The 22,646-nt window shown below is 38.8% G+C and carries 17 protein-coding genes and 1 other annotated feature; of the genes, 4 read left to right on the top strand and 13 right to left on the bottom strand.

What is annotated here, in order from left to right:
* The first annotated feature begins 422 nt into the window (after positions 1–422).
* Positions 423–764 carry a P-II family nitrogen regulator gene (locus ACW0TQ_RS15420; protein ID WP_042535443.1) on the top strand — a complete coding sequence of 114 codons (342 nt, stop codon included), beginning with the start codon at positions 423–425 and terminating at the stop codon, positions 762–764.
* Between the two features lie 18 nt (positions 765–782).
* Complete coding sequence (locus ACW0TQ_RS15415; protein WP_042535445.1) at positions 783–2,150, top strand: ammonium transporter; 1,368 nt, start codon at positions 783–785, stop codon at positions 2,148–2,150.
* A gap of 83 nt (positions 2,151–2,233) precedes the next feature.
* Here the strand turns inward: ACW0TQ_RS15415 and ACW0TQ_RS15410 are convergent, their stop codons facing one another.
* From ACW0TQ_RS15410 to ACW0TQ_RS15385, 6 genes are all read right to left on the bottom strand, one after another.
* Entirely contained in the window at positions 2,234–2,830 is a 597-nt protein-coding gene (locus ACW0TQ_RS15410; protein WP_042535447.1) for a GNAT family N-acetyltransferase, read from the bottom strand.
* A gap of 391 nt (positions 2,831–3,221) precedes the next feature.
* A complete protein-coding gene (gene larE, locus ACW0TQ_RS15405) occupies positions 3,222–4,061 on the bottom strand; it encodes an ATP-dependent sacrificial sulfur transferase LarE (protein ID WP_042535449.1) in 840 nt (279 codons plus the stop codon).
* A gap of 205 nt (positions 4,062–4,266) precedes the next feature.
* A complete protein-coding gene (locus ACW0TQ_RS15400) occupies positions 4,267–5,517 on the bottom strand; it encodes a nickel pincer cofactor-dependent isomerase, group 22 (RefSeq protein WP_042535451.1) in 1,251 nt (416 codons plus the stop codon).
* Between the two features lie 154 nt (positions 5,518–5,671).
* Positions 5,672–6,676, bottom strand: a complete 1,005-nt coding sequence (gene pdxA, locus ACW0TQ_RS15395; protein WP_042535453.1) for a 4-hydroxythreonine-4-phosphate dehydrogenase PdxA — start codon at positions 6,674–6,676, stop codon at positions 5,672–5,674.
* A 78-nt stretch (positions 6,677–6,754) separates the two neighbouring features.
* Positions 6,755–8,077: a four-carbon acid sugar kinase family protein gene (locus tag ACW0TQ_RS15390; RefSeq protein WP_042535455.1), complete on the bottom strand. Its 1,323-nt coding sequence runs from the start codon at positions 8,075–8,077 to the stop codon at positions 6,755–6,757.
* Between the two features lie 241 nt (positions 8,078–8,318).
* Positions 8,319–10,088 carry a sigma-54-dependent Fis family transcriptional regulator gene (locus ACW0TQ_RS15385; protein WP_455725807.1) on the bottom strand — a complete coding sequence of 590 codons (1,770 nt, stop codon included), beginning with the start codon at positions 10,086–10,088 and terminating at the stop codon, positions 8,319–8,321.
* Between the two features lie 952 nt (positions 10,089–11,040).
* On the opposite strand from ACW0TQ_RS15385, the gene ACW0TQ_RS15380 reads away from it, so the two are divergent.
* A complete protein-coding gene (locus ACW0TQ_RS15380) occupies positions 11,041–12,414 on the top strand; it encodes a GntP family permease (protein WP_042535459.1) in 1,374 nt (457 codons plus the stop codon).
* Positions 12,415–12,668: 254 nt separating this feature from the next.
* Here ACW0TQ_RS15380 and ACW0TQ_RS15375 read toward each other — a convergent pair whose 3' ends face one another.
* Positions 12,669–14,015 (bottom strand): gluconate:H+ symporter, encoded by a 1,347-nt coding sequence (locus ACW0TQ_RS15375; RefSeq protein WP_042535461.1) that lies wholly within the window; start codon positions 14,013–14,015, stop codon positions 12,669–12,671.
* Between the two features lie 737 nt (positions 14,016–14,752).
* Positions 14,753–15,979: a putative glycoside hydrolase gene (locus ACW0TQ_RS15370; RefSeq protein WP_042535463.1), complete on the bottom strand. Its 1,227-nt coding sequence runs from the start codon at positions 15,977–15,979 to the stop codon at positions 14,753–14,755.
* Between the two features lie 211 nt (positions 15,980–16,190).
* Positions 16,191–16,364: a binding site (T-box leader), on the top strand.
* Between the two features lie 119 nt (positions 16,365–16,483).
* Here ACW0TQ_RS15370 and trpS point away from each other — a divergent pair.
* Positions 16,484–17,473, top strand: a complete 990-nt coding sequence (trpS, locus tag ACW0TQ_RS15365; protein WP_341173123.1) for a tryptophan--tRNA ligase — start codon at positions 16,484–16,486, stop codon at positions 17,471–17,473.
* A 45-nt stretch (positions 17,474–17,518) separates the two neighbouring features.
* On the opposite strand, the gene ACW0TQ_RS15360 is transcribed toward trpS, so the two are convergent.
* The 5 genes from ACW0TQ_RS15360 to ACW0TQ_RS15345 all read right to left on the bottom strand — a co-directional run bounded on the left by ACW0TQ_RS15360 (position 17,519) and on the right by ACW0TQ_RS15345 (position 22,628).
* Positions 17,519–18,280, bottom strand: coding sequence for a YjbA family protein (locus ACW0TQ_RS15360; protein ID WP_332093795.1), 762 nt, complete (start codon positions 18,278–18,280; stop codon positions 17,519–17,521).
* 146 nt (positions 18,281–18,426) lie between these two features.
* Positions 18,427–18,633, bottom strand: a complete 207-nt coding sequence (locus ACW0TQ_RS22080; RefSeq protein ID WP_042535471.1) for a YuzI family membrane protein — start codon at positions 18,631–18,633, stop codon at positions 18,427–18,429.
* A 661-nt stretch (positions 18,634–19,294) separates the two neighbouring features.
* Positions 19,295–20,536 carry a beta-ketoacyl-ACP synthase II gene (fabF, locus tag ACW0TQ_RS15355; RefSeq protein ID WP_042535473.1) on the bottom strand — a complete coding sequence of 414 codons (1,242 nt, stop codon included), beginning with the start codon at positions 20,534–20,536 and terminating at the stop codon, positions 19,295–19,297.
* Positions 20,537–20,563: 27 nt separating this feature from the next.
* Positions 20,564–21,502 carry a beta-ketoacyl-ACP synthase III gene (locus ACW0TQ_RS15350; protein WP_042535475.1) on the bottom strand — a complete coding sequence of 313 codons (939 nt, stop codon included), beginning with the start codon at positions 21,500–21,502 and terminating at the stop codon, positions 20,564–20,566.
* Positions 21,503–21,671: 169 nt separating this feature from the next.
* Complete coding sequence (locus ACW0TQ_RS15345; protein ID WP_256704913.1) at positions 21,672–22,628, bottom strand: BMP family ABC transporter substrate-binding protein; 957 nt, start codon at positions 22,626–22,628, stop codon at positions 21,672–21,674.
* Positions 22,629–22,646: the final 18 nt, after the last annotated feature.

Raw genomic sequence — 22,646 nt, 5'->3', positions numbered from 1 at the left:
CTTCACTCCTCAATCTAATTTATATTTTCAACATCCACCTAAACTTTATTAAATAATAATAAGTATAATCTGTTCATATGTACTTATTATACACCAAATATCTAATAAAAGGTAGGGGGTGCGATAAAATCATTTATTTAAATTCTCTTACCGCTTCTCACATAGTTTTAAGATTCCCTCATCTAATTGATAATAAACCTTTAAACCACATAAATTTTATTTACCCGATATAAAATTTATAATTCTGCCTGCACTATAAATTATTCCACTTATTATGACGGGATAAACGTCTTTTTTCCTGAAAGCGTTTTAGTCAAAATGTTCTAAAAAAAGCTTGCTATTTTAATAAATACATAATATGATATTAAACATAACTTTATATGTTATATTTCCTAACATAACTTTAAAAGGAGGAATCCTCATTGAAAAAGGTGGAAGCAATTATACGCCCAGAGAAGTTTCAGGATTTACGAGAAAAACTGTCAGCAATCGGTTTTGACGGCCTGACCGTGACAGAAGTAGCCGGGACCGGCAAGCAAAAAGGCAAAATTGGTGTATATCGCTCTACAGAGTTCGAAGTCACCTTACTATCTAAGTTAAAGGTGGAATTAGTTGTTTCCGAAGAACGAGTCGATGATATAGTCGGCCATATTATCGACGCTTGTAAAACCGGACAAATTGGAGACGGGAAGATTTTCATCTCCCCAATCGAGCAGGTAATCCGCATAAGAACAGGAGAAAGCGGGACAAAAGCAATTTATTAACAGACAGGAGGAAATCATATGTTTAAGAAATCATTTACATTAGCTATCGTATTATTTTTAATAACAACACCCGCATACGCTCAAACACCGACTGTAGAATCATTAGAGCTTTCCATCAATCTTGTATGGGTGATGCTTGGCGCCTTTTTAGTTTTCTTTATGCACGCAGGGTTCGCTATGGTGGAATCCGGCTTTACCCGTTCAAAAAATACATTAAATATCTTAATGAAAAATTTTTTAACCATCTGTATTGCCGCTATTCTATTTTTCGCAGCCGGGTACGGGATTATGTTCGGTTCTTCCGCAGGAACTATTATTGGAACAAATGGTTTCTTTCTAACTGATGTGGAAGATATTGGTTTCTTCGTATTTCAGGCTATGTTTGTCGCAACATGCGCAACAATTATGTCAGGAGCAGTAGCAGAACGAATTAAATTAGGGAGCTATATCCTTATTGTTATTGCCATGACCACTTTTATTTACCCTGTAGTCGGACACTGGATCTGGCAGGGAGATGGCTGGTTAACAGCTCTTGGCTTTAGTGATTTCGCCGGATCTACAGTTGTTCACTTAACCGGAGCTTCTGGAGCACTTATGGTTATTTCCATTCTTGGTCCAAGGATCGGAAAATACAATGGCAAGAAAGTTAATGTTATCCCTGGACATAATTTACCTCTCGGAGCACTCGGCGTGTTTATCTTATGGTTAGGATGGTTTGGTTTCAACGGCGGCAGTACACTAGCGGCTGATCCATCGCTTGTCCCCTATGTTATCGGAACAACCTTGCTATCCACCTCTGCTGCGTTAGTATCTTCCTCCTTCTACACAAAATTACGATTTAAAAAAATGGATGCATCCTTATCCATGAATGGGGTTTTAGGCGGTTTAGTAGGTATAACTGCCGGCGCAGCAGAAATTTCCTTAGGCGGCTCTATTCTCGTCGGGCTGGTTTCCGGTATTTTACTAGTAGAAGCCATCCGCTTTATCGATACAAAACTGCGGTTAGACGACCCTGTAGGAGCAATTGCAGTTCATGGCATCTGCGGAATTTGGGGTACATTAGCTATTGGATTCTTCTCGATTGATACCGGATTATTTTACGGAAATGGTTTCAGTCAGTTAGGAATTCAAGCAATCGGCGTTTCAGCAGTAATCATTTGGGTTTCTGCCACAATTGGAGGATTCACTTATGTATTAAATAAAATCTCACCCATTCGCGTATCTGCTGCAGAAGAAAAAGCCGGACTGGACTTCTCAGAACATGGTTCCAGCGCCTATCATTTTAAAGACAGTTATTTAGAAGGAACTTCAAGCCCGAAGGCACCAATTGGTCTGGCAGAACGTTTAAACCAAAAAACACCTGTTGAAAACCCGACAAAATCTTAATAATCCTTTTCTAAACTTAAAAACACTGCAGAGGAAATACTTCACTCCTGCAGTGTTTTTAAGCTTTCATTAAAGAATCGCCTTTAATTCGATTCTTTCCGTTTTTGCATACCTTCTAAAAGGTTATCCGATTTTTCATCTTCATTATAACGCAATACTTCATCTGAAGGCTGATATTTTTTTCCATAAATCTCTTTGTCCTTGTATGTATGAATATCTTCATACATTTTTTTCATCTGACTATAAATAACTTCCTCTGAATCACCCTGAGGAGACCAATATAAGATTTCCATCGGTGTTTCTTCATCCGTTGCCAGTGATTTGCGGTTATATCCAATCGCTCTTGCATGACGAAAACCTTCACGGGAATAAAACTTTAATCTTTTTTCCGAGTCGGTATCATCATAATTAATCGGTTCTACTTCCAGAATAATCGCCTTATTTTTTTCTTTCAGCTTGTCTATCAGCTGATGACCAATCCCCTGCCCTCTAGTATTCGATGATACCCAGAGATAATCAATAAAAAGAAATGTATCGAATTCCGCATACATCAATACATGTTTTGGACTCTCATCTTTAAAATAGACATCGCCCTTTTCCGCCAGTAAAAGCTCCATATGCTTTTTAGATTTCATCTCTTCTACCGGAAAATAATCGTTCAGCTTTTCATACCAATTCATTCAGGTTGCTCCTTTTCGATTATTATCGTTTCATTATAACCGATTTCATTTTAATTGTGAAATGATAGCAGGAATCCATAATTTCCTTTCTTAACACGACAAGGTTTTGCTGATTTTAGAAAAGCAATCAAAATAAAGCACTTCTCTGTTTATGGTTCCTTCTTTTCATACTAATTTCAGATTGCTATAAAATGAAACTTCATTCAGCGGGAGTTTTACAGGCGGTTCTCCGCGATAAAAAAAGAGCAGCCTTCAATCTTTCACAGGCCGCTGAAAAAAGCCCGGTAAAAACAAGCCGTCCAATAACTTTCTTTTGGACTGCGTGATTTTTACCTGCTTTTTTAAGTTCCCTCTTCCAGATGAAAACTGCTTCCTGATTGATTTCGATGGTTTAAGCGTGCGCTGACAGTTTTGTTTCCCATTGATCCTGCTCGATAACTTCATTCATGCTTCCTGTACGGTAGCCAAGCAAATCGACGGATACATAATCAAACCCAAAGCTGACCAGCTTATTTTGGATTTCTTCCTTTTCATCAAGTAATTCCAATATTTTGTCTCCAGCTACTTCGATACGCGCTACATTATCATGATAGCGCACACGCACCTCTTCAAAACCAAGCCCTTTTAAATACAATTCAGCTTGATCGACTTGCTGAACGATTTGTTTGTTTAGCTTCGTACCATAAGGAAAACGAGAAGCCAGGCTGCAGGATGCCACTTTATCCCAAACAGGAAGCTTCAATTCCTTCGCAAGTGCGCGAACTTCTGTTTTATAAAAGTCTGCTTCCTGCAGCACACTGCGGATACCTTCCTCTGTTCTTGCTTTTAATCCCGGACGAAAATCCGCTTCATCATCCATAATCATGCCATCTAAAACGTACGAATAACCCATTTCTTCAGCCAGTTTATTCAGATGTGTGTAAAGCAGTTTTTTACTGAAATACCAGCTCTCCGGATTATTTGCTATAATATCTGGATTTTCCAGTTCTTTCATTTCTGTTTGATGCACACGGACCCCCAGATTTTCAGCTAATTGTACACTGGCTTCAAATTCAGAGTCGCGAAAAAGCTCAGAGTTTACAACCACGGCTAATACATTGTCCCCAAGCTCTTCCTGCGCCCGCTTCAATACAACTGCACTATCTACTCCGCCAGAAAAGGCAACCATTACGCGGCCCATACCCTTCAAAATATTGCCTAAGTGTTTATTTTTTTCTTGCAGATTATTCATTTTTACATACACTCCCCAACAAGCAATTTATTGTTACTGATTCCATCTCAGCATCTTAAACTTCTATTAAAATGTTTTAAATAAACTTCTTTTTGATTATAGGCGACAAATAATTTCTTCTTCTTTTCCACTTTCATTTTAACATAGCCAACTCGTCCATTCACAATGATTAAAATAAATGAAGTAACCTAACTTGCCTTTCTATTTACATTGGAGGAAAATAGCCCTCTGCATCAAATTCCATTTGATGCAAATCCTCTAATACCTCAATGTTTTCATTCTCTTTCAATTCATTGAAAATCACTTCTGATACAAATAACTCTCCGATATGAAGCGTGTTTGGAATCCGCACGATTCTTGCCTCTTCCGACGGGACGCCCCAATTGGCGCGGAGTGCTGCTTCTAATGCTTCCCGATCACTATCAAGGACGATTGGAATTTTAGCTCTGTCTAAAAATGTACTTGTTACAACGTTTTCATTCATGGCTTTTAAATCAATTACTTCAAATAAACGTTTTGTTGTCAAATCCGCCAGACCAATCCCTAATGCATTCCCATGGCTGGCCTCACTTAATTTAGAAGCAATCACGTATTTGACACTAGGCTTTTCAGGTTCCTCTACTCCCAGCACCCGTATACGGCCAATAATGTTTGTATCCATGCCTGTTCCACTATGATTTTTGCCTATTTCATCAACAACTAATATATCCATCTCATCAACCGGAAGACTAGGCATTAAAGCAAATGCACGTTTTAATAATTCTCTTTCACGTTCTTCAATTTGATTAGGATCAATCGCTTCAATAATCGCGGTTTCTTCATGCGCATTTTCTACAATCGCTATACCAAACAGTGTATTTGAATGACTGATCGCAACCTTGCCAACCTCAGGCATCATATCACGAATTCCTCTGATGCCATGTGTATGAAGCGCTAACGCCTGCTTATGTTTTCCCATACCAATCGATGCCATTTTCAAGATACCACTTTCAATATCCTTTTTAAAATCGGTATGCGGCTTCACACGCCCCATCACGATAATACCATCCGCTTCATATGCATGCCTATCAACATAAACAGGAATACCAGCTGATGTTTTGCCTACTTCTACAACTTCCATGGATGAACGAATTTCGCAGCCGGTTGACACCTCTGTTACCCCAAGTCCATCAAGTACTTCGATTTGACCTTCCGCAGTAGCTCCGCCATGACTTCCCATCGCCGGGATAATAAATGGTGTTGCACCTCTTTTTTTAATTTCATCCGCTACACCCTTGACAATAAGCGGAATATTAGCAATCCCGCGGCTTCCGACAGTAATTGCAATTTCCATGCCGGGTTTGATTTTCTTATCCGCATTCACATGGTTGAATTGCTCTGAAACAGTTCCTGTAATATCGTCCAGACTTTCCACTTCAAATTTTTGTCTAATTTTTGCCATTTTCGGTAAAGACATTGTTTACAGCTCCTTTCAAATTACGTTTATCTAAAATCGATGAAATATTCCCTGTCTTAATGAGGAATTTATTCTTCCGTAACCCCCAGTCTCATACTTGCCAGCTTTTCATGCCAAGAAGCAAGAGGCTGATCACAACCTCTTGCTCAATTTTTTAGGATTCATTTTCTGGAGCTAATTCAACTGCCATACGCAGCGCTTCTTTTAATGACAGCTCGTCAGCAATATTTTTGCCGGCAATATCAAATGCCGTCCCATGGTCAACACTCGTACGGATAGTTGGAAGTCCAACTGTAATATTCACGCCAGCTTCCAGACCTAATACTTTAATCGGGCCATGTCCCTGGTCATGATACTGCGCCACAACGATATCAAAATCACCGCGTTTCGCTCTAAAGAACAGTGTATCTGCCGGAAGCGGCCCTTGCACATTGATTCCTTCAGCCTGCGCTTTTTCAATGGCCGGAATGATTTTTTCTTCTTCTTCCCCGTTACCGAAAAGTCCGTTTTCTCCAGCATGCGGATTGATGCCGCAAACTGCGATGCGAGGAGATTCAATGCCTGCTTTTTGTAATGTTTCATGCGCAAGCCTGATCACTGTATATTGACGCTCTGCATTATTTTTCTTAATGGCATCCATCAGTCCAACATGAGTGGTTGCGTGAATCACTCTTAAACCTGGCGCAGAGAGCATCATTGCGAAATCTTTTGTATTTGTCAGTTCTGCTAAAATTTCTGTATGACCAGGATAAACATGACCAGCTTTATGAAGTGCTTCTTTGTTTAAAGGAGCTGTACAAATTCCTTGAATTGCCCCTTCATTTGCATAGCTGATTGCCTTTTCCAAGTAGCGGAATGCAGCATTTCCCGCTTCAGGGGAAACCTGCCCCCATGGCAAATCTTCAGAAACCAAATCTAAATCAATAATATCAATTATGCCATATTCATATACTGCTTCCTCTGGTTTAGTAATGCTGTTTACTTTAAGCTCTACATTTGTTACTTCCAGTGCCCTTTTTAATATTTTTGCATCACCAACTACAAATGGATGGCTTGTTTCATAAATATGTTTATCATTTAAAGATTTGACAATAATCTCCGGCCCCACTCCTGAAGGGTCACCCATTGTAATCGCAATCGTTGGTTGTTTCGCAGCCATAATAAATTCCTCCTAATTATCCTAATCTTTTTTTGCCAAGCATATTGTAATTACCAACCATACACCTGGCGTTATATGTTACTTTTTATTGTTCATCACAGGTCCCTGCACTTTTGTAATTGTTTCAAGGGCCTTGGATAGCGCTTGTTCCGTTCCAAATGCGCCTGCTTTGGTTACAACAGGAAGTCCATCGAATAATCCGCCGAAAAGCTGCCCATAAGGGATACCGGGCTCCACTTCTCCAATCACCCGAATTCCTTCTCCTTTTAATGCTTTACAGGTTGCACCTGAAATGTCGCCGCCGGTTAAGACTGCACCACTAATATCATTCGCTTCAATCAACTGACAAGCAATCATTCCCATGGATTCAGCAATTGTATAACCTACATCAAAGTTTGATAAATCAAGCTCCTGCTTCAGCTGCTTTACTCGATTTCTCGCTTCTTGTCCGCGATCCGTTGTTATTACTAAATCCCCTTTTGCCAATAACGCCTGGCCAGACTGAACGATACGATCTATTTCATACTTTCGTTTGTCGTTGTCAAAGAACGCTTCAGGAGAAATAACAATCTCTTCTACATTATTCCCTTTTTTCAAATCATGAATCTGCTGATCGGTAATCATGTTCACACTGCCTGCTACAACCAGTACTGGCGGACGTTCATCTGATTGGTTGCTCTGCAATACCTCTTTCCGGTTACCGCCTGTACTGGAAAGATGAGAGGCTACCCCCGCCGATCCGACCCAGAGAAATTTTTCTTTCAATGCTTCGGCCGCTTCAACAATCGCCTTCAATTCTTCATCTGTTGTTGCGTCAATGACAATAATTTGAGATGAGTTTGCAGCAGTCAACTTCAACATTTTTTCCAGTATATGATCTTTTCCTTTTTGCACATCCGAAATGGAAATCAATTGGATATCCCGTTTACTCTGTTCCTCCAATAATTCTGGAAGGTAGCTCTGCTTTACAGGACAGGAAGGATCATTGGACATTTCCGAGTCTGCTAACAGCACCCCATTCACATAGTGTTTTCCTTCCACCGTTGTCCGTTTGCTTTTCGGAAAGGCCGGTACTACAAAAGAGGTTTTGAATTGAAAGACGTCCATTACTGCATCGATTTCCTGACCGATGTTCCCTCTCATTGTAGAATCGATTTTCTTAAAAACGTTTGTTACCCCTAATCTGTTCAATTCTGTAGATAGCTTAAAAACAATATCATATGCTTTTTGAAAATCGAGTGCACGGCTATCTGAATTTAAAACGATGACATCTTCACTTAAATGCGATGATTGTAATTCGGTGTCTGAAAAAAGTACGGTCGTACTTAACCCTCTGTTTGCAAATTGAACACCTGTATCATTTGCACCAGTTAAGTCATCTGCAATCACTGCCAGTTCCAACTCTATTTACCCCCTTCTGAACAATCTCCGTTTTTCTTTTATTGTTTAACTTTTCTTGTATGATATTTATCTTACTTTAATTATAAGGAGGTTGCTTATACACTAATAACGTTTTCATTCATAATGATAAACCAATCCGTTGTATTTTGCAATATATTTTATTTGTTTTATTTCCTTTTTAATAACATGTTGTATTTAGCATCATATTGTAATTTTATTGTCAAAAATAAAACGCAAGCTGTTATTTCAGCTTGCGCCATAAGGTAGAACGATTGATTCCCAAGCGTTTTGCTGCTCTGGATTGATTCATTCCTTCTTCTTCAAGAACCTTTATGATGACTTGTTTCTCAATTTCTTCTAATGTACCGCTCATATCCACATACGATAACACATCATTCTGCTTTGCTTGTTGTTCTACCCGCTTAAACACAGTATCCACTTCTGTTTTCTCAATATAATAAGATTGAGATTCTAAAAACAATTGTTCAATGACATATTTTAATTGCCCAACATTTCCGGGCCAATCATAATCAATCAGCTGCTCCAGTGCATCTTTGCGGATTCCGACAACTTCATTGCCATATTTCGGATGCAGATCAGAAATAAACACATGAACTAAATACTCAATATCCTCTCTGCGTTCCCGCAGCGGAGGTATATGAATATGAGATTGAGCTAACAATTGAAACAACTCGCGATGGAAGGTGCCATTTTTAATTATTTTTTCCATATTATCCCCAGAAGAAATAAGCCATTGCGGATTCCGGTTATTTTCATTCTGAAGAAATTGCAATAACTCCTTCTGCATGTAAGGTTTCAATTTATCAATATTTTTCAAGAAGAATATACTGTTAGCATATTTTTGAAAAAAGCTTTCCTTCATCAGGTCTTTCCATTGTTCTGCAGTTATCACATCACAGTGCAAGGTAATCAGCGGTTTATCTGCTGTTTGCCTTTTCAAATAAATAGAGTGGACAACCAGTTCTTTGCCATTTCCCTGCTCTCCCGAAACCCAGACCGGGCCGTCAAGTTCTCCGAAATGCTCGATTTGATCCATTACATGATGAATAACATCACTTTTCCCTAAAATTGGAGTACGGGCAACAAAGGTGTGTAATTCAATAACATTGGAATCTATATGTTCACTTTTCGTAATCGTTTGGGGCGAATGTGCATTTTTAAAAAATAAGATGGTTGCGTCTTGAATCGGGCATGTCGTTATTTCCCATAATTTATTATTGATGGAAAGCGTTTTTACTTGCTTCTCATTCGCTAAGGTTGTTTCCTGTATAAGCTTCTTAACATCAGTATTGTCTAACTTTAACCAATGAAACTCATGATAAAATTGCTCATTCCCATAAATCACTTCATTGTCCTGATTAAAAACACCGATAGCCTGCTCTTCACTGTCAAGAATGGTTTCCATAAATGCGATATTCTGTTGCAATCTTGAAAATAAGCGGTAGGATCTTCGTGTCTCTTCCAGAGCGTCTATCACTGCCTCTTTTCCCGATGTAATCAATACTCCGGTCATTCCTAATTGTTTAGCCGTCTGCACAGTGACAACGTCCCCAATTACAACCTCGTAACCATCCTTACTTAATTCCAGTAGTTTTTCTTTTACTTCGCTGTCTCTCGTAATTGTTAATGTTTTAATATCTAAATCCAGCAGTTCAGATATGGTAGCAGCACCTTGGGTAATATTTGAAAATCCCACAATAGCAGCTTTACCGGAAAATCCTTTCACAAGTGTTAAAATTCGCAGCACATCATAGCCGGAAACTTGGATATCTATTACCGGTATCGATACGGCCTCTTGGATCATGGAAGCTGTACCCCCGCGGCTGACGATAACATGATACCCTTCATTTTCAGCATTCTTTGCAATAACCACACCTTCTGACAGGTTACCTAATTCCACTTGTAATTCAATATCCTCTACTTCTTGGCTAACTTCTTTCATCATTTCAAGCAGTCCCTCATACGGGACAATTACTAATACTTTTATCATTCAACTTCACCTTCTGTCGAAAAAATCAAGTTATCGATTTCTTTATTTTTTTAAGAAAAGAGCTTATTTTGTTCCATTGTATCAAGAAAAATTCGGGTAAGTAATCTGAATTCTTATTCTCTATAAAACAAAACTTCATTCAGCGGGGGTTTTACGGGCGGTTCTCCGTGATAAAAATAAATGACAAGATAATTTCCTTGTTTTCATCCATTTGAATAGACGTACCTGCCCTTTCATACACATTTCTTATTTAATTTTTTATCACGCAATCGTTCCTTATGTAACCCCTTTGGTTTATTTTGCATCGAACTCCCGCTAAATGTCCAGTTAAACGGAGATTTAGCTTCTTGATTCCACTGCCAAACTATTGTTTCTGGCTACTACCAATTAAAACATATTTCAACAGTTTCATTTGCATTTTCACCGAAAGCACGAAATTTCATTCAGAGGAGTTTTACGAGCGATTCTCCGTGATAAATGCCCAATCAGAAAACAAGGCATACATATTCATGTTGAAAAAAGTAACAAAATTAATATAAAATATCTACTTGACAAGTTCTGTTGAAGAATATAGAATTCATTACAGCACAATGTGATGCGATAAATAACATTTCTCATTATTTTTTAAAGATTTAATTATTTAATTAAAAAAAGTGTTGCAATTTTGGTAATTCAATATATATTAGAAATCCTGCTGTTCACTTATATACGCGGAGAGGTGTATGAACTTTTATTTTTAAGTTTTATTTAAGCACTTACAATCGTCCGCAAAAGGGGTGATGCACATTCTAATTATATTTTTTTAAATTGAAATCGCATTCTTTTTGCATAAATAACAAATGCTGAATAAAAGTTGCTACATTCTAGAATCAAATGTGCTTTTATGAGAAATGGTATCCATCGTTTTTATTTTTGTTTCAAATGTAAACATTTACAAAGGGGGAGAAATATTATGGAACCATCAGGTATCCAAATGGTTTCCGGGTTAATACTTGGGGTAATTGTACTAATTTTATTAGTTTTAAAGACAAAGATTCACGCATTTCTAGCACTAATCATTGCTGCTTCCATCGCAGGCCTTGTTGGGGGGATGGTCCCAGGCGATGTTGCTGCTGCTATCTCAGAAGGTTTTGGCAGTACGCTTGCATCTATCGGGATTGTCATTGGCCTGGGCGTCATGATGGGACGCATCCTTGAAATTACCGGTGCTGCTGAAACACTCGCTTATTCATTAATTAAATTTGTCGGAAAGAAAAAAGAAGAATGGGCAATGGCGATTGCAGGATATATCATTTCAATTCCAATATTTGTTGACTCTGCTTTCGTTATTTTAAATCCTTTAGTTAAAACGCTTTCTAGAAAAACAGGAAAATCTGTTATCTCCATCGGTGTTGCCTTAGCCGTTGGTCTCGTACTCACTCATACATTAGTTCCTCCTACGCCAGGACCGTTAGGAGTAGCTGGCATTTTCGGAGTAGATATCGGCATTATGATTGCATTAGGCCTTACGCTGGCGATTCCGCTTATGATTGCAGGTGTTCTTTATGCAAAATGGCTAGGAAAAAGAATTTACCAGCTGCCTGATGATTCCGAAGCAGGCTTCACTAGACCAGATCAGCATATGGGTTATCCAGAAATGGTTGAAGTCATTAACGAAAGAGCAAAGGATCTTCCATCTTTTGGACGTTCATTCTTGCCCATTTTAATTCCTATTATTCTGATTTTCTTGAACACAACGCTGGATGCTTTAGAGCTAACAGAAGGTGTTTATGGAATTTTCATCTTCTTAGGTCAGCCGATTATAGCCGTTGCACTAGGTCTTATCGTTGCAATCTATGCGCTGGCGGGTAACCGCGGCCGGCTAAATACATTGGAGGAAATGGAAAGAGGAATTCAGGATGCGGGTATAATTCTGCTTGTTACCGGTGCCGGCGGTGCGCTTGGAAACGTATTACGTACAAGTGGAACAGGAGATTATATTGCACAGCAAATTGCTGAACTGCCGCTGCCAGCTATTCTGATTCCGTTCTTCGTTTCGACAATGGTCCGTCTGGTTCAAGGAAGCGGAACAGTTGCTATGATTACAGCAGCATCCATTTCAGCACCGATTTTGGCACAGATGGATGTTAATATGGCACTAGCTGCGTCTGCTGCAGCACTCGGATCTTTAATTTTCTCTTACTTTAACGACAGTTTCTACTGGGTTGTGAACCGTATGTTAGGAATCAAGAACGTGAAAGAACAAATCATGGTTTGGTCCGTACCAACTACAATCATGTGGTTTATAGGATTTATTTGTCTTCTGATTGCCAACATGATTCTTTAACTATAACAAAATGAAGGGAAGGAGAAGTGATTTTTTCCCTCCCCCTTCAACAAACTTATCCCGATTTTTTTCTGCCTGCTGGCATCGTAAAGTGCAAAAAACCAACCATTTATAGAATCAATAAATGGTTGGTTTTTTGTGTTAAATTTAAATAGAAGAATGTAAGAACCAAATTCAGCTGCATACGTTGCCTGCACCTTTCACAGTACTGCCACACTTCTCCGCATCACTTTTATCGGACTAGTTCTGCCTCTTTAAATGATGATATCCAATAATAAAGTACATACTAGACCAGATACAGCTACAATGGTTGAAAGTACCGTATATGTTCCAAATGCTTCTTTTAAGGACATCCCCAGAGATTCTTTAACCATCCAGAAGCCAGCATCGTTTACATGAGAGGCAATGGCACTGCCTGCACCGGTTGCAAGTGTAACGAGTTCCAAGTTAACGTCCGGGATTCCGGCAAGTGATGGAATAACTAACCCTGCAGTAGTTAATGTTGCAACTGTCCCGGAACCTAAACAAATACGTAAAATCGCTGCAATCATCCACGCAAAAAAGACGGGAGACATCATGGAACCTGCAAAGATATCAGCAACGTAATCTCCGACACCTCCATCAATAAGCACCTGCTTTAACGCTCCGCCGCCACCGATGATCAGCAGCAGCATTCCTAATGCGTTAATCGCTGAAGAGCAGGAATCCATTAATTTTTTAACAGGAATATTTCTTCTTATTCCCATCGTATAAATTGCCAGTAATAAAGAAAGTGTCATAGCTGTTGAAGAATTACCAATGAAACGAATCACATTCATAAATAAATTATCAGAAATGCCCAAAGCTGGCTGAATCATATCAACAATCGCACCTAAAGCCATTAATATTACAGGAAACAATGCTGTAAATAAGCTAATTCCAAAACCAGGCGTTTCCTCTAATTTGAACGTTTTCTGGACACCAAACGATTCGCTGCCTTCTCTGGTAAATGCAGTAGGCACAATTTTTTGCGCAAGCTTTGGATATAAAATTCCTGCAATAATTACGGTCGGAATAGCAACAATAATTCCATAAATTAAAACCAACCCAATATTTGCGCCATATTCTGAAGCTACCGCTGTCGGACCAGGATGCGGAGGCAAGAAAGCATGTGTTGCCAGCGCAGCTGTAACCATCGGCAATCCTAATTTCACGATAGAAATTTTTAACTCTTTTGCTATCGAGAATATAATTGGAACAAGTAATACGATGGCTACTTCCAGGAATAAGGCGATTCCAACGATAAATGAAGCAAATAGAACTGCCCATTGAATTCTTTTCTCACCAAATTTGTCAATCAACGTTATCGCAATTCGATTAGCCCCGCCGGAATCAGCAATAAGTCTTCCAAGCATAGCGCCCATCCCAAAGATTAACCCGATGTGGCCAAGCGTTCCTCCTAATCCGTTCTCAATCGATTCAACAACTTCTCCCATAGGCATTCCAAGTGCTAAAGCTACTATAAATGAAACAATAACCAATGAAACAAATGTATTTAATTTAAATTTCATAATAAAAATAAGTAATAAAAGTACCCCTAGTGCAACAATTAATAATGGCATCTGTCTGTCCCCCTGATGTAAGTTTTAGCAGTTCTATTTGTTTATGATAAAGATGTTGTAATTTTTAATTCTCTATAAATGACATCATGATAAGCTTCTGCGGTATACGCTTTCAACAAAAATACAAATTTGTTTTTTCTCCTTGAATGAGAGTGCTTACAAACGAAATAGATTAAAATGGAAAGTCCATTTATTTTAATCTATGTTCCTCATTTGAAAATCACATACCGCCGGAATATAGAATGAATCAGAAACCTTCCCCTTCTGATGTCAAAGATATAAATTCACAACACTTTTCTTTTTCACTGCCTGAAATAGTTTAGATATTACTTTAATTGTTGTTTTTGGCAACAAAAAACATTCTATACTTTGTGTATATTATTGTCAAGAGAACAAACACTATTATTATGTTGGTTTTTGCGACAGTTTCTATTTTTTGTTAGATTAAGTTTCAAGTTTCGTGTGTAAGAAAATAAGCAGGTGTGGCGGATACATAAAACGAATTTCACTCATTAGGAGTTTTACGGACGGTTCTCCGTGATTAAAGTGTGATGAGATCGAAGCAGTGCACAGATTTAGATAAAAGAATGGAGTCAGCAAGAATATTCATCGAAGAAATAAAAACAGCCCGACACTGTTCAAAATTCCGGTGTCAGGCTGTTCCAATATCATTTGATTTTTGATTTTTTTCTTATTTACTCGGTCGAGCAGTTTTCATTCATCCTGGAGCTTTTCCATCAGTCTTCTTTTCCAATTAAATAATCTACATTTTCCGTATAGGTATTACCTGCATTCCACAACAGGAATTCATTAATATCATTTTCATATAATGCTTGTATTTGTGCTTCTACTTCTTCTTTGCCATATTCAAATGTCGGTCCGCTGTATAACCATGGCGCACTAAAATCCTGCAACCATGGACGAGATACAGGCGGTTCATCCAAAGCACCCAAAACTTCATTTTCTACTTGGGAATATTCATCGACAAGAGCATATGGTTCTTCATCTGGATTAGAAAGTCCAAAATAAGAACCCCAATGGCTTGGATAAATCATAGATGAAATAATATCTACATTCTCAGAGATTTTTGAGAAGTTTTGGCCAATTCCCGGTGTTTCCTCTATCGTTGCTGCATACCCGAAAATATCTACGGATACATCAACATCATAATCGCTTAGTTCTTCACGGGCATAAGCAACAAAATCAGTCACTGCTTCGACACGCTTTTGAACATTATCCATATCTAAATCTGCATAATCCCCCATGGAATATTCTAAATCCTCATCTCTATTTTCAAAGCCCTCCGGATATCGAACATAGTCAAATTGTATTTCTTTAAAGCCCATTTCTGCGGCCATTTTAGCTATTTCTACATTGTATTCCCATACTTCTTTTTCAAAAGGATTCACAAATGCATGACCGCTGCCGTTTGTCCAAACTTCTCCATTTTCTTTAAAAGATAGATCAGGACGGGCTTCAGCTAAAATATTATCTTTAAAAACAACAATACGCGCAATTGGATAAATTTCTTCTTGCTCTAATCGTTCCATCATTGCATCGGGGTCAGAAATAAATGTTGTGCCTATTTCTTCATACACTGATCCTTCCTCAGGGGCAAATGTGATATGTCCGTAATCCTCTTTCACATCGATTACCATTGAATTTAAATCTGTGGAAGATACTAAATCTATTAAACTTTCCATTTTTTCTCCGCCGGCTGAATTACCAGTAACATAGATTCCCCGTACTGCATCCGGATATGTAAAATTATAATCAGACGTAATAACAAAGCGGCTAAACCGTTGGGAAGTATCTATTTCTTCTAAGCTCGTAGACCGCTCTTTATGCGATTTTGCTACTACATCCGCGCCATCCTCTGCATGAACTTCATTTGCTTGCCCCAGACCGACCAATGCTGCACCAGCAACAACAAAAGCCGTTACCAGATTCCTCCATTTTTTCATCCAATCAATCTCCCATTTGAATATATTTTATTACTAGTATAAATGAAGGAAGGAAGTTTTTAAAAGGAAAACTCGTAAAAAGTGGAAAAAAGTTTTATTTTGTAGGTAAATATACATCCAAAAAAATATCGCTGGCTATTTTGTCGATTTTCTTATGTATAGGTTACTTGCAATTTGTTAAAAATAAACTTATAATAAACTTAATTTAATAGCAAAAGCATTGAAGAAGATATAGTACATCTTTCCCCCTGATTTAAGAGAGCTTGTGGTGCTGAAAACAAGTATCATGGGAAGGTGGAATTGGGCTTTGGAGCTTTATTTTACTAATGAAGTGATTCTATTTATAGAATAATCAGGGTGGCAACGCGGTTCATTCGTCCCTATTTTGGGAATGAGTGGGCTTTTTTTATTGCCTGGGAAATAATTCAATATTTAATCCTGATTCCTCAAGCTCACACAGCGGATATCTTTTCTGCTTGGAAATAAATAAATGAGGTGAAGACATTGCAAACTATTTTTTCAGGAATTCAGCCTAGCGGCACATTGACCCTAGGAAATTATTTAGGTGCACTTCAACAATTCGTCGAATTACAGGATGAATACGATTGTTATTTCTGTATTGTTGATGAGCATGCAATCACTGTTCCACAAGATAGATTAGCGTTAAGAAAAAATATCAAATCATTAGCTGCACTTTATCTGGCATCAGGAATCGACTCGAATAAGGTAACCCTGTTTGTCCAATCTGAAGTTCCGGCCCACACGCAGCTGGCATGGATTTTGCAGTCCATCAACTATATTGGCGAACTGGAAAGAATGACACAATATAAGGATAAATCAAAAGGACAGGAAGCTGTTTCTTCTGCTTTATTAACTTACCCTACACTTATGGCAGCCGATATTTTACTGTATAATACAAATGTCGTTCCTGTTGGGGATGATCAGAAGCAGCATCTGGAACTGACCCGTAATTTAGCACAACGCTTTAATCACCGTTTCAACGATATTTTTACAATTCCAGAAATTCGTATTCCAAAAGTTGGTGCACGGATTATGTCTTTACAGGATCCGACGAAAAAGATGAGCAAATCAGATACGAACCAAAAGGGATACATTTCTATGCTGGATGAACCAAAACAAATAGAAAAGAAAATCAAAAGTGCGGTTACCGATTCAGAAGGCATCGTGAAATTTGATAAAGAAAATAAACCTGGCGTCTCCAATTTATTAACCATCTATTCTGTTTGTACTGGAGAATCTATTGAAGCTCTGGAGAAAAAATATGCTGATAAAGGCTACGGAGATTTTAAACAGGGTGTAGCTAATGCAGTCATCAGTGTATTAGAACCAATCCAAGAAAAATATAAAGAATTAATCGACTCAGAAGAGCTGGATCTTATTCTGGATGAAGGAGCCGAAAAAGCTTCTATCACTGCTGGAAAGACATTAAAAAAAGCAAAAAAAGCGGTGGGATTAGGCAGAGTCAGAAAATAATGCTAAAAAAACAAGGAAACGATTTTTTACCGTTTCCTTGTTTTTTTAATTTTGTTTCGATGTATTTTCTTCGGGCTCCATTTCAGCTTCCCACATTCGTTCCAGGAAAGCCTGCCCACGTATCAGTTTCCTGCAAAGTTCTTCATGCGCTCGACTCCAGCCGTCTTTTAAGCCGTTATAAAGCGCCTCCCAAACCTCCTCTTCATTCATATATTTAATAGAAGGATATTTTTTAGGATTCCATTCTGTAAGCCAATACCTTAATTCTTGTTTATTATTTGTTGTTTTTAACTGATCTAATCCAATCATTAACAGCTGTTTAAGCTGACGTTCTTTCCTTGTCAGTCCATGAATAAAAGATGGCGGCATAGATAGCATATGGTATTCCTTTTGATAGCTTTCCTTTTTAAAGCCGTAGGTTTTTTGTTCTGCTTTTTCAATCATGCTGTACACTAATTGTTCCTGTCTGGGTATCAGCCTGCTTTTTCTAACTGGAATATAATACCCCGCTGTATCAAAAGCAAGTATTTCCATGCCATCTGTGACTACAGCTGCATATTCCAATACCGTTCTTTTTTGTCCTTTTCGTATCGTTGCTCTTTTATAGATACTATCGAGTAAATCTTTTGGAAGCTCACGAATATCATTTTCAATGTATTCGAATAGTTCGCTCGATATGTACAGCAGCGGTACTTGATCTAATAATTCAACAGAATCAGATTTTCGCCATTCGTGGAAGGGGCATACATTATATCCGTTCTCTTCCCCTTCAAACCAATTTACCCAAGCGTCATGTAAATATAACATTTCCTAACCCCACCTTATCTGCCATTTATTATCTTTTAGTTCAAAAGAAAAATTTGATGCGTTATATTCTTGTTACGTTCTATATCTTTTGAACTTGAAGGTTAAAATACATTATGACCATCTCTCATATTTTTATGCGAAATCACTTATTTTTCTACACTAAAATGACGGAGGGAAATAAGGATCAGCAATAAACCTAAAGGAAGAAAATAACATTCTAACCGCCCTGCTATAAATGTAAAATAGTCAGCCCAGCTTAACCCGGCGGGGAGAAAATTGAAATATGCTATGATAGTAACACTTCCTGTAACTGTCATTCCAAATCCGACTAGAAATATAAAGAAAGAGCCCATCGTATCGCCTCACCTGCTTGTCCGTTTATATCATTCTATGTGCTTGTCCCACGGAAAATACAAGGTTTTTACAGGATGTTAGAAAAACCAAGAATACTGCTTCGTCTTTAAAACATCGGTGTTCTTGCCGAAGAGATGTCCGCTACGGGAAGTCGCTTTCCGCGGGCAACGGCTTAGCCTCCTTTAAAGAAGACTTGCTGATTGGCAAGCCGTCAGGCGCAGACAGAAGCATAGTCGCACTTATGCCCAGCGGGTAGGAAGAAAATCGCTTCCTGCTCAGGTCTACCTGTTGCTTTTCCCGCAGGAGTCGACAACATCCGCTCCCATCTAAGTGGAATTATGTTTTATTTGCTTTTTCACAAGGAAATAACGCAAATTCTAGCGACGGTTTTGATGGGGCGAGTAATCGCAGTCCCAGTCCCAGAAGAAATACACGGAGACTCCTGTGGGAATGCGCAGTGGGAAGACCCCGCAGAAAAAAAGTGTTCTTCTTTTTTTCGAGGAGGCTGAGCTCAAGCCCACGGAAAGCGGAGTGTATTTCTGGGGTTGCGATTACTCACCCCATGAAACCCGTTGGAGCGGATATATTCAACATTTTTTTATACTTTCTTATTCTTTAAGAAAAAAGCCTATCCCTAAAAAAGGGATAAGCTTCTTTTAACTATGCTTCATATTTTTTAAACACTAGCGCTACATTATGTCCGCCAAAACCTAATGAATTACTTACTACTGCATTCACTTCCTGCTTTCTGGCTTCATTTGGCACATAATCTAAATCACATTCCGGATCCGGATGTTCATAATTAATAGTTGGAGGGACAATTCCATCAATGATTGCTTTAATGGAAATAATTGCTTCAATCGCCCCTGCAGCTCCTAATAAGTGACCAGTCATTGATTTCGTTGAGGAAATAGCTAAACTGGACGCTTTTTCACCAAAGACCGTTTTAATCGCCTCTGTCTCATACTTATCATTCAAGTCTGTACTTGTCCCGTGCGCATTCACATAATCAATATCATTGGAATCCAGCTTTGCGTCAGCAATTGCATGCTGCATCGCCCGGGCAGCGCCCTCCCCATTATCAGCAGGTGCTGTAATGTGGTATGCATCGCCTGTTGCTCCATAACCGACAATTTCTGCATAAATTTGTGCGCCGCGTTCTTTTGCGGATTCCAGTGATTCTAAAATCAGGATACCCGAACCTTCACCCATAACAAAACCATTTCTTTCTTTATCAAATGGGCGGCTTGCTTTCTTCGGATCATCGGTTGTACTTAATGCTTTTGCTGACGTAAATCCAGCAAATGCCATATTGCTGATTGGCGCTTCTGTACCGCCGGTAATCATTGCATCTGCATCACCGCGTTGGATTGCTTTGAATGCATCTCCAATAGAGTTTGCACCAGAAGAGCAGGCTGTTACTGTACAAGCATTAATACCTTTGGCTCCTAATTGAATAGACACTTGTCCTGCAGCCATATCCGGAATCATCATTGGCACAAAAAACGGGCTGACACGTTTCGCACCTTTCTCTAAAAACTTTGAATGCTGGTCCTCCCATGTTTTCATTCCCCCGATTCCAGAACCAATCCAGACACCGACACGGTCAGCATTCTCATCTGTAATTTCTAATTTTGCATCCTCTACAGCCATTTTCGCAGCTGCCACAGCATATTGTGTAAAAGGATCCATTTTGCGGGCATCCTTTTTCTCCATATAAGCAGCCGGATCAAAATCTTTTATCTCGGCAGCTACTTTCGCTGTGAATTGTTCTTTATCTACTTTCGTAACAAAATCAACACCTGATTTCCCATTAATAATGCTTTCCCACATCGTAGAAACATCATTACCAACGGGAGTTACAGCCCCTAGTCCTGTTATTACAACTCTTTTTTCCACGATAGTAATCCTCCTTTAATTAGATAAAGCTTACCTGCCCCAGCGCATTGCAACCGCTCCCCAGGTTAAACCTCCTCCGAATCCTACTAATACGATTAAATCATTATCTTTTATTTTACCTTCTTTTACTGCTTCAGACAAAGCCATAGGAATCGAAGCAGAAGAATTATTTCCAAAACGCTCAATCGATTTCGCCATTTTATCCTCGGAAATACCTAATCGCTCTCTTGCCGCTTCCATAATCCGGATATTTGCCTGATGCGGAACAAGATAGTCCACATCTTCACGAGATAATCCAATTTTTTCAACAACATGGATGGTAGACTCCGGCATTTGCCTCACAGCAAATTTAAAAACCTCTCTACCGTTCATGATGATATGATCTTCTTTATTTAAATAGAGTTCCTTCCCTCCAGCGCCATTTGCGCCGAGTTCAAAGGACAGGATACCTTTCCCTTCAGATACTTCACCAATGACCGCTGCTCCAGCACCATCGCCAAATAAAACACAGGTCGAACGGTCGGTCCAGTCTGTAATTTTAGACAGTTTTTCACTCCCGACAACGAGTACATTTTTATACGTACCTGCTGCAATGAATTGATTTGCTGTAATCACACCATACATAAATCCGGCACAGGCTGCTCCAACATCCATTGCTGCGGCATTTACAGCACCTAATCTATCCTGGATCAGGCAGGCAATGGATGGAAAAGCTGTATCCGGTGTTACTGTCGCTACCAGAATTAAATCAATATCTTCCGCTTTCACATTTGCATCTTTCAGCGCTTCTATGGATGCATGATATGCCATATCTGAAGTATCAATATCGTCTGTAGCCAGCCTTCTTTCATGAATTCCGGTCCTGGTTCGAATCCATTCATCGTTTGTATCAACGATTTTCTCCAAATCATGGTTGGTAACTACATTTGTAGGCAAATAATGGCCGGTCCCTAAAATACCGATACTCATTTAACCGCGCTCCCCTTCTATAATAACATTAATATCAAACATTATGACTTGATACTAATTTTAAGATAAAATGAATTGGATAGCAAGTTACAATTTTACCCCTTCTTCATAACCAGGCTATCCAATTTCTTTTTTGATTTATTATATTTTTTAATTACTGCTTCGCCGCTCAATATTCATTTGGCAATAAACCTGTTTCAATGTACGCTTCGATGTCTTCCTCTACTTGAAGTCTTACCTCATCGGGGACAGCGGATTGAAATTCACCAAGTGATATAAAACCATCTTTAAAATCATAGGTATAAATTTTTCCTTCCAGCTCCTGCTGGTTAAATTCGTCTGCTGCTGCTTGATATAACTCTCCAACATGTTGAATCGTGCTTGTTAATACGGCATCCGGCGCAACTTCCATTTGATCCATCATATATCCGATTCCATAAAGATTATCCTCTTCTGCCTCTTTCAAGACAGCTTCACTGAAAGCATCTCCAATCGGATACACAACATCTGCACCTTCTTGCTGCATGGCATTATAATTTTTCAACGCCAGTTCCACGTTATTCCAATCATTTGTATAATTGAATTTTATCTCTGCCTCATTGTTTACATAATTGACCCCTTCAAAGAATCCTTCAATTTCCGGCTGCCAAGCATTTGCCGCAATAATCCCTATCTGCTGGCTTTCTGTCATATTTCCAGCAACCATACCAGCAAAAAATCCCATGGCATGCCCATTAAAATTAAGAGAGGTTACATTTTCTCCGGACTCTCCTCCATTCACGTAAACAAAATGAACATCTGGATAACTTTCTGCCAATGACATAAAATATTCTCCATAAATATTACTGTGCCCGTAAATCAAATTCACACCATCTTGAACAAATTGGTCAACAGCTTCCTGCATATCATGCATCGTTTGTATATTTTCTTTATAATAAACATCTACATCATATTTTTCACCAATCTCCTCCATGGCCTGATATCCTTGCTCTGTCCAAGGGTTATTATCTATTTCTGAATCCGTTATAAACCCGACATTTTGTATTTGACCCGTCTCAAAATAAGAGCAGGCAGACAATGTACAAATCAAAAACAGAAGGATTGTTGGATAGTAGATATATTTCAACTTAGCACACCCATTTCA

This window comes from Oceanobacillus sp. M60 (assembly GCF_053839645.1).
This window is presented reverse-complemented; position numbering and strand designations above follow the sequence as displayed.